We start from the raw sequence: 8,743 nt of genomic DNA on the forward strand, positions 1-8,743 counted from the left end.
GATCGCTCATCCGGCGGTGACGTCGGCTCGCTCGGCCCGCCGCACGGGACTCCGGTACAGGCTGTACCCAGCGATCAGCGCGCACGCGGTGGCCAGCGAGAAGTGCAGCCACGAGTACATGCCGTGCGAGCCATCGGGTTTGAAGATCACCATCACCCAGGTCGACAGGCCGCCGATGATTGCGACCGCCCGCCGCGACTGCGCCAGCGGGGCCACGATCGCCAGCGGCCACGAGTAGTACCAGGGCAGGGCGGCCGGCACGAACAGCACCACGATCAGCATCGACCACGCGATGCCGGTCAGCGCGGCCCGGTCGTCGCGGCGGAACCGCCACCACAACAGCGGCAGCGAGATTGCGATGACCGCGATGCCGACCAGCCGGGTGACGCGCAGGATCGGGTAGAAGCTCACCGGGAAGAAGCCGCTGCCGATCGCGTGGATCAGGTTGGCGGCGGCGGTCGGCACGGTCAGCCAGTTGATGATCTTCACCGATCCGGCCAGCGCGGTAAGCCAGCCCAGGCCGACGCCGGCGACCGCGGACACGATCGCGAAGACCACGACGAAGATCAGCAGCGACAACGCCGTGGCGGCGAAAAACGCTGGCGCCGGCCGATATCCCCGCTGATCACGCAAATGCCGCATCCACACCCACACCAGGAAGGGCAGCGCGATGCCGGCAGTGGCCTTGACCGCGATGGCGACCGTGATAAGCGTGGTACCTGCGACGTGGCGGCCGGCGAACGTCAGCGCGATGCCGGCGGCCATCAGGCCCACCATCAGCATCTCGTTGTGCACCCCGCCCATCAGATGGATCAGCACCAGGGGGTTGAGCACACAGATCCACAGCGCCGTCGAACCGTCGGTGCCCAGATGCCGCGCCACCCGGGGCGTCGCCCAGACCAGCAGCACCAGGCCGGGCAGCATGCACAGCCGCAGTAACATGGTGCCCGCCACCACGTTGTTGCCCACGACGATGGTGACGACCTTCGCCACCAGGATGAACACCGGGCCATAGGGTGCCGTCGTGATCGACCATATGGGACTCACGTTGTCCAGCAGGCTGTTTGGGTTGGCGACGGGCCCCACCGCGTACGGGTCGAGGCCGTCGCGCAGCAGCGCGCCCTGCGCCAGATACGAGTAGGTGTCCCGGCTGAAGACGGGCACCGACACCAGCAACGGCGCCAGCCAGAAGCCGGTGGTGGCCTTCATGACGAACTCGCTCGCCTCGCCGGCCAGCACCCGACGGCCCAGGGCCAGCCACGCGATCAGCATCAGGCCGACGCCGATCCACAACACGATCGACGACAGCACCAGGCCGTGGCCAAACCGCAACCAGGACATGTGCATTGACTCGAGGAGCGGGTCGTGCTGGCGGGTGCTGCCCGCGCCCAGCCCGCCCAGTGTGATCAGTACCGATCCCAGCATGCCCAGCTTCGCCGGACCGGAGTCGCCGGACGCGACGAATGCCCTCAGTCGGGAAAACCATTCGCCGCGAGAGGGTTTGGCGGCCGGTGAATCCGCTGCCGGGGCGTCCGTGGGCGTCGTCATCGGTTCAGGCGGACCGGTTCGTGGCCAGCTTGGCCAATTCGGACAGCCCCGCTTTGGCCGCGGTGTTGATGGGTGCGGCCGCCAGCGTTGCCAGCGCCCGCTGGGTCAGCGCGGCGATCCGTTGTTCGGCGGCGGCCAGGGCGCCCACCGACTCGATGGCGTCGCGCAGCTGATCCACTTGCGCGTCGGTCAGCCGAGCCCCGATCGAGGTGCGTAACAGGTTGGCCGCCACCGGGTCCGACTTCTCCGCCAACTCCACCGCCTCGGCCAGCAGCACCGTGCGCTTGCCGGATCGCAGATCATCACCGGACGGCTTGCCGGTGACCGCGGGATCACCGAAAACCCCCAACACGTCGTCGCGCAACTGAAACGCCACCCCCAGGTCCGTTCCGAACTGGCTGAAGACGTCGTGGACGTCGGGCCGGTCGGCCGCGGCGGCCGCCCCGAGCTGCAGCGGCCGGGACACGGTGTAGCAGGCGGTCTTGAAGGTGTCGACGTTCATCGCCGCGGCGATCGAGGCGGCCGCGCTGGCCTCGGCGACGATGTCGAGGTACTGCCCACCGAGCACCTCGGTGCGAATGTTGGCCCACACCCGCCGCACCCGCCTGAAAGCCTGCGGCGTCAGCTCGACACCGAAGACGATGTCGTCGGCCCAGGCCAGCGCGAGATCGCCGAGCAGGATGGCGGCTGATATGCCGAACTGCTCCGGCGAGCCCTGCCAGTGCCGGTCGCGATGCAGCGCAGCGAACCGGACGTGCGTGGTCGGCCGGCCCCGGCGGGTCGAGGAGCCGTCGATCACGTCGTCGTGCACCAGCGCGCAGGCGTGCAGCAGCTCGAGCGCTGAAAACAGCAGCAGCGCTTGCTCATCGGGGGCTTCGGTGGTGACGGCGCGCCAGCCCCAATAGGCGAACGCGGGCCGTAACCGCTTGCCCCCGTTGAGTACGAAATCTTCCAGCGCGGCGATCAGACCGCTGTAGTCGTCACCGATGTACGCGGTTTCGGTGCGCCGGTCATGCATGTACCGCCGCAATTGGTCGGTGATGGCGCCGGTCAACTCGACGGTTGCCGCTGCTTCTGAAGCTCCTAGGCTCAGCGCGGCGCCCCTTTCTGCTCGGCTGGCTGGGTGTTCCAGGCCCGACCAGTGTATTCGCCACGCCACCCGTGCCGCTCCGCACGTGACCGGGGCGGGTGGACCCAGTTGCTTCGCCTGCCTCACTAACCCGCCCCTATGCTGGCGGGTGCGCTGGGCCCGCGCGCAGACTGCGCGGCCACCAGACGCCCCCGGGGCCGATAGTCGTCAGATGGAGAGAAGCCGCGTGACCCTCAACACCATTGCGCTCGAGCTGGTGCCGCCGAACGCCGACGAAGGTCGCGAGCGGGCACTCGAAGAGGCGCAGAAGGTGGTGCGGAATTCGGCCGAGGCCGGTCTGGGCGGCCGGATCCGGCACGTGATGATTCCGGGGATCATCGCCGAGGACGACGACCGTCCCATCCAGATGAAGCCCAAGTTGGACGTGCTCGAGTTCTGGTCGGTCGTCAAGCCGCAACTGCCGGGGATCAAGGGCCTCTGCACGCAGGTGACCGCGTTCATGGACGAGCCGTCGCTGCGCACGCGGCTGACCGAGCTGACGTCGGCCGGCATGGAAGGCGTGGTCTTCGTCGGCGTGCCGCGCACCATGAACGACGGCGAGGGGTCCGGCGTCGCCCCCACCGACGCCCTGTCGATCTACCGCGAGCTGCTGACCAACCGCGGCGTCATCCTGATCCCGACCCGCGACGGTGAACAGGGCCGGTTCAACTTCAAGTGCGACCAGGGCGCCACCTACGGCATGACCCAGCTGTTGTACTCCGACGCGATCGTTGGCTTCCTGACCGAGTTCGCCCGCCAGACCGATCATCGGCCGGAGATCCTGCTGTCGTTCGGCTTCGTACCGAAGATGGAGAGCCGGGTCGGACTGATCAACTGGCTGATTCAGGACCCGGGCAATCCGGCGGTGGCCGCAGAGCAGGAATTCGTCAAGGAGCTGGCCGCCGGCGAACCGGCGCAGAAGCGCCGGCAGATGGTCGACCTCTACAAACGCGTCATCGACGGGGTCGCCGAGCTCGGCTTCCCGCTGAGCATCCACCTCGAGGCGACCTACGGGAACTCCGGGCCGGCCTTCCAGACGTTCGCGGAGATGCTCGCCTACTGGTCACCGACCCCGGGCTAATCGGGTGGCGGTTGGTCGCGCGGCGCGGTCAACCGGGGCGACCTGTCCCGGCTGACCCAGGCCAGCAGCCCCACCACGCCCGCGGCCGCGAACGACGCGATGCAAAGCCACACCACCGCCCCGGTGAAGGACCGGGTGTTGGGGTCGGTGTAGCGGGCCTGCGCGGTCATGGTGCTGACCACGCCCGGTTTGAGCTTCCACGACACCACGTCGGGTTCGACCCGGTCGCCGTTTGTGGAGGTCACGACGCCGGGGAAGGCCACCGTCAGCTCGACGTCGGCCTCGGGGTCGGTCAGCGAGGTCAGGTCCGCCCGGCCCTCCAAGATCACCAGGTTGCCGTTGCGGCGCAGCGTCAGGTTCACCCCGGAGGCGTCGGAGTTCATGTTGGCCAGCTGCGGCAGCTCCGCGAACGTCAGGTCGGAGAACACCGCCTGCGAGCCGACGTAGCCGTCGCTGTCGTAATTCGACACCGCCACCTTCTGGCTGAACGGCAGGTTGTTGCTGTCCAGTTGGGGACCGGTGTCTTTGGAGGTCTTGGGTTTCGCGGCGGCGACGATCTCGCCGGACACCAGGTCGTCGGGGGAGATGGTGAGCGAGGCCCTGACTCGCAGGCATCCGGTGGCCAACGGCACCACCAGCAGCAGCATCGCGATGGCCGTCAGGCGGCGCCGCCGAGCTCGAAACGCTCGGGATCCTCGGCTGCGGGGCGGGGGAGAGCTGGCTCGCACCAGGTCATCGTGCCAGATCCGATGTGCCACTTAAATAAGTGGCACATCGAAGCAATAAGTGGCGCATCGAAGCGGAGTCTTCCGCTGTGTGCCGGGTTCGGGTGTTACAGGGGTAGCTTACGGCCCAAAATCGCAAACGCCCGCGGGTCGCCGGCGAAGTGGTAGCCGCGGATCACGTCGGTGAAACCCAAGCGCCGGTACAACCGCCAGGCGCGGTTGGGTTCACCATTGATTTCCGGCGTCGAGAGCAGCACATTCTGCTCGGGGCGACCGGCGAGCAGCCGTCGGACCAACGCCTCGCCGAGACCGCGGCCCTGGGCGCGGGGATGGATGTGCAGCTCGGTCAGCTCGAAGTAGCTGTCCATCAGCCGGGAGATCTCCTGGGGCGGCGAGCCGTGGCGCTGCATGCCCAGTACGACCTGCTGCTGCCACCACTGCCCGGGCGCGCCGGGGTAGCCGTAGGCCACACCGAGCAACGGGGCGCCGGCCAGGTCCTCCGCCGAGGGCGGTTGTGCGCCTGCGTCTGCGGCTTCCTGGGTTTCCACGACGCCGGCACCCTGCCAGCCCCGTCGCCGGATGTGTTCCAGCCACATCGCGGCGCGCTGGTTCTCGGTACCCCGCGGGTAGCGCATCGCGTCGACGTACACCGCCAGGGCGTCACCCAGGCGCCGCTCCATGTCGTTGGGAAGCAGATCGATGAGGAATATCGCCAACTCGCGGTCTCCTCCTCATCGCTGATCCAGGCTCGTGCGGCGCCTCGGCATATGTGGTCGCTGTAGACCGGGCCGCCATCGCCCATTATCGGACCCGTGTGCGACGGGCCGACGGGCGGTCATGGCACCGGAGCGACGAACCGTCCGGTTCGGGAAGCCGGTTGTAGCGCACGTCGTTCCGGTCTGGCGGTGGGTCGGGAGGCGGCCGGGATAGAATCGGCGCCGAACCAGTGGTATGGGGCAGATTGACCTCGTATCATTCAATTAGTTGCCCCGGCAACGGGCATCCGCGTGCTACCGGTAGTCACGTGCCAAACAGTCGGCAAGGAGGGACGAATGCCACTCTCCGATCATGAGCAGCGGATGCTCGATCAGATCGAGAGCGCTCTCTACGCCGAGGACCCCAAATTTGCGTCAAGTGTCCGCGGCGGAGGCTTCCGCGCACCCACCGCCCGTCGGCGGCTGCAGGGCGTGGCATTGTTCGTCATCGGTCTGGCGATGCTGGTCTCCGGAGTGGCGTTCAAGGCGACGATGATCGGAAACTTCCCGATCCTCAGCGTCTTCGGATTCATCGTCATGTTTGGCGGAGTGATCTTCGCGATCACCGGCCCCCGGTTGTCCGGCAGGCCCGACCATTCCGGCCCGGCGCCCACCTCGCTGCGTCAGCGCCGCAACAAGGGCGGGGGTTCGTTCACCAGCCGCATGGAGGATCGGTTCCGCCGCCGCTTCGACGAGTGAGCGCGTCAACACATTCGGGGTAGCCATCGGCTGCCCCGATTTTTTTCCGGGATCCGCTCGGCGGCCGAGCCGCTGGCAATCAACCGTCGATGCCGTTTTGCAGCCCAATCGAGCCCCAACCGAGGCGCGTCGCGACATTTACGCCCCACCGCGCCCCACTAACGTTCCCCACTACGCCCCACAATGAGCGTTTTACCTGGTAAACATCCTTTGAGCGCGGGCCCGGAACACAACCGGGGATGGCCTCGACACACCCCAGATGGGGCCTTGACTGCGTCCTGACGACGGATAACCCCGAAAACGCCACGACGACACTCAAAGAATGGGGCGTAGTGGGGGATTGTGGGGTATGGTGGCTGCAGTGTTTGGGTGACCCCATAGGGGAGGTGAGCTGGTGTTTCTCGGCACCTACACGCCCAAACTCGACGACAAGGGGCGGCTGACGCTGCCCGCCAAGTTCCGCGACGCGCTGGCAGGGGGGTTGATGGTCACCAAGAGCCAGGACCACAGCCTCGCCGTCTACCCGCGGGCGGAGTTCGAGCAACTGGCCCGCCGTGCGAGCAAGGCCTCGCGGAGCAACCCGGAGGCCCGGGCGTTTCTCCGCAATCTCGCCGCCGGCACCGACGAGCAGCATCCCGACGCGCAGGGCCGGATCACGTTGTCGGCCGATCACCGGCGCTACGCGAACCTCACGAAGGACTGCGTGGTCATCGGCGCGATCGACAACCTCGAGATCTGGGATGCGCAGGCCTGGCAGGACTACCAACAGACCCACGAAGAGAACTTCTCCGCGGCCAGCGATGAAGCACTCGGCGACATCATCTGAGGCGCATGCCCGTGCAACGTGGCCTCTGCCCGAACCGACCCTGGCGTACTTCCCCAACGCCAGGTTCGCGATTTCGGTCAGAGGCCTCGATGCAGGGGCGCCGCACCGGGTAAGGCCGGTCCGGGCGGCACAGACCCGCAGCGGCGCGAAGGCCGGTCTCTTGAAGGCCCGAGTGGGCGACGGGTGCCGGAGAATCCGTGGAGGCGTTGCGGTGGCTGATAATTCGAGTTCCGACGACTACGGGCACGTCCCCGTCCTGCTCGAACGTTGCGTCGAACTGCTCACGCCCGCACTGACCCGTCACCACCCCGACGGGTCGGGGGCGACGCTGCTGGACGCCACGCTCGGCGCCGGCGGGCACGCGGAACGGTTCCTCACCGACCTGCCGGGCCTGCGGCTGATCGGACTCGACCGCGATCCCAGCGCGCTGGACATCGCCCGGGCACGGCTGGCGCGCTTCGCCGACCGGGTCACGCTGGTGCACACGCGCTACGACGGCATAGCCGCGGCGCTCGTCGAATCAGGTTATGCGGCAATGGAATCGGTGGACGGAATGCTGTTCGACCTCGGGGTGTCGTCAATGCAGCTCGATCGCCCCGAGCGGGGTTTCGCCTACGCCCAGGACGCGCCGCTGGACATGCGGATGGACCCCTCGTCGCCGCTGACCGCGGCCGACATCGTCAACACCTACGACGAGGCGGAGCTGGCGCAAATCTTGCACCGCTACGGCGAGGAGCGGTTCGCGCGTCGCATCGCCGCGCACATCGTGCGCCGGCGCGCGCGTCAGCCGTTCGCCTCGACCTCGGACCTGGTAGCCCTGCTCTACGAAGCGATTCCGGCCGCGGCCCGGCGCACCGGCGGGCATCCGGCCAAGCGCACCTTCCAGGCGCTGCGGGTCGCGGTCAACGATGAGCTGGACACCTTGCGCCGTGCGCTCCCGGCCGCCCTGGACGCTCTGGACGTCGGCGGGCGCATCGTGGTGATGGCCTACCAATCGCTCGAGGACCGCATCGTCAAGCGGCTGTTCGCCCAGGCGGTCGCGTCGCGCACCCCGGTGGATCTGCCGGTCGAGCTGCCCGGTCACGAGCCGCGATTCCGGGCCCTGACGCACGGCGCCGGACGCGCCGACGCCACCGAGGTCGAACGCAATCCACGCAGTGCCGCAGTGCGATTGCGGGCGCTGCAACGAATGGGATCACAGCAGGCTAGCGGGAAAGGCGACGCATGAGAGCAGAGCGCGAGACGTCCAAAGGGCGCGGCGGCAGCGACCGTCGGGGCGGACGCGACGGTTCTGCCCGGCGGAGCCGCCGGTCCGCCGCCGAATCCGGCTCGGCGCGGCGTGCCCGGGGCGGCCGGACCTCGGCGCCCACCCGTGAGGCCCGCGCGCCCAAGTCCGCGCCGCAGACCAGCCCCATCGCCCGGCCGGTCGAGCGGCCGGCCCGGCCCAAGAGCACCAGCCAGGCCAAGGCGCGGGCCAAGGCGCGGAAAGCCAAGGCGCCGAAGGTTGTTCGCCCTCGCCTGACCGAGCGGCTGGCCGCCCGGCTGGCGGCCATCGACCTGCGGCCGCGGACGTTGGCCAGCAAGGTCCCGTTCGTCGTGCTGATCATCGGCGCGCTGGGCGTCGGGCTCGGGCTGACGCTGTGGCTGTCCACCGACTCCGCCGAGCGCTCCTACAAGTTGAGCCACGCCCGGGAGCGGACCCGGCTGCTGCAGCAGCAGAAGGAAGCGCTGGAGCGCGACGTGCGCGACGCAGAAGCCGCCCCGGCGCTGGCGGAGGCCGCCCGCAAGCAGGGCATGATCCCGAGCAGGGACACCGCGCACCTGGTCCAGGACGCGTCCGGGAACTGGGTGGTGGTCGGAACTCCCAAGCCGGCCGACGGTGTTCCGCCGCCCCCGCTGAACAACAAGCTCCCCGACGAGGTGCCGCAGCCGCCCATGCCGCCGGCCGCCCCGCCCGAGGTCTCGATGCGAGTGGAGCCC

9 protein-coding genes are annotated in these 8,743 nt (G+C 68.6%); 5 read left to right on the top strand and 4 right to left on the bottom strand.

Annotated features, from left to right (window positions below; translation table 11 throughout):
• Positions 1-6 precede the first annotated feature (6 nt).
• Together B8W69_RS27920 and idsA2 are read right to left on the bottom strand one after the other, a co-directional pair.
• A complete protein-coding gene (locus B8W69_RS27920; protein ID WP_085292918.1) occupies positions 7-1,548 on the bottom strand; it encodes an alpha-(1->6)-mannopyranosyltransferase A in 1,542 nt (513 codons plus the stop codon).
• Positions 1,549-1,552: 4 nt separating this feature from the next.
• Entirely contained in the window at positions 1,553-2,602 is a 1,050-nt protein-coding gene (gene idsA2 / locus B8W69_RS27925; RefSeq protein WP_085292919.1) for a bifunctional (2E,6E)-farnesyl/geranyl diphosphate synthase, read from the bottom strand.
• Between the two features lie 262 nt (positions 2,603-2,864).
• On the opposite strand from idsA2, the gene B8W69_RS27930 reads away from it, so the two are divergent.
• Positions 2,865-3,758 (top strand): mycobacterial-type methylenetetrahydrofolate reductase, encoded by an 894-nt coding sequence (locus B8W69_RS27930; protein WP_085292920.1) that lies wholly within the window; start codon positions 2,865-2,867, stop codon positions 3,756-3,758.
• Here the strand turns inward: B8W69_RS27930 and lppM are convergent.
• Positions 3,755-4,405, bottom strand: coding sequence for a lipoprotein LppM (gene lppM / locus B8W69_RS27935; protein WP_085292921.1), 651 nt, complete (start codon positions 4,403-4,405; stop codon positions 3,755-3,757). The genes B8W69_RS27930 and lppM overlap by 4 nt on opposite strands.
• 185 nt (positions 4,406-4,590) lie before the next feature.
• Positions 4,591-5,199 carry a GNAT family N-acetyltransferase gene (locus tag B8W69_RS27940; RefSeq protein ID WP_085292922.1) on the bottom strand — a complete coding sequence of 203 codons (609 nt, stop codon included), beginning with the start codon at positions 5,197-5,199 and terminating at the stop codon, positions 4,591-4,593.
• Between the two features lie 336 nt (positions 5,200-5,535).
• Here B8W69_RS27940 and B8W69_RS27945 point away from each other — a divergent pair, with 336 nt between their 5' ends.
• The 4 genes from B8W69_RS27945 to ftsL all read left to right on the top strand — a co-directional run.
• Positions 5,536-5,937 carry an SCO2097 family morphological protein gene (locus B8W69_RS27945; protein WP_085292923.1) on the top strand — a complete coding sequence of 134 codons (402 nt, stop codon included), beginning with the start codon at positions 5,536-5,538 and terminating at the stop codon, positions 5,935-5,937.
• A gap of 394 nt (positions 5,938-6,331) precedes the next feature.
• The gene (mraZ, locus tag B8W69_RS27950; protein ID WP_064877499.1) at positions 6,332-6,763 is read left to right on the top strand and encodes a division/cell wall cluster transcriptional repressor MraZ; all 432 of its coding nucleotides are present in this window, start codon (positions 6,332-6,334) and stop codon (positions 6,761-6,763) included.
• Positions 6,738-7,991 (top strand): 16S rRNA (cytosine(1402)-N(4))-methyltransferase RsmH, encoded by a 1,254-nt coding sequence (gene rsmH / locus B8W69_RS27955; RefSeq protein WP_110882091.1) that lies wholly within the window; start codon positions 6,738-6,740, stop codon positions 7,989-7,991. Before mraZ ends, rsmH begins: the two co-directional genes overlap by 26 nt.
• Positions 7,988-8,743, top strand: a 756-nt coding sequence (ftsL, locus tag B8W69_RS27960; RefSeq protein WP_500684409.1) for a cell division protein FtsL, incomplete at its 3' end; no start/stop codon positions are given. The genes rsmH and ftsL, both read left to right, overlap by 4 nt.

It is taken from the genome of Mycolicibacterium vulneris (genome assembly GCF_002104765.1).
GTDB lineage: Bacteria > Actinomycetota > Actinomycetes > Mycobacteriales > Mycobacteriaceae > Mycobacterium > Mycobacterium vulneris.

Excerpts from the sequence above, each read along its gene's own strand:
- B8W69_RS27920 (WP_085292918.1), bottom strand. The coding sequence starts at position 1,548 with ATGACGACGCCCACGGACGCCCCGGCAGCGGATTCACCGGCCGCCAAA.
- lppM (WP_085292921.1), bottom strand. The coding sequence starts at position 4,405 with ATGCTGCTGCTGGTGGTGCCGTTGGCCACCGGATGCCTGCGAGTCAGG.
- B8W69_RS27945 (WP_085292923.1), top strand. The coding sequence starts at position 5,536 with ATGCCACTCTCCGATCATGAGCAGCGGATGCTCGATCAGATCGAGAGC.
- rsmH (WP_110882091.1), top strand. The coding sequence starts at position 6,738 with ATGAAGCACTCGGCGACATCATCTGAGGCGCATGCCCGTGCAACGTGG.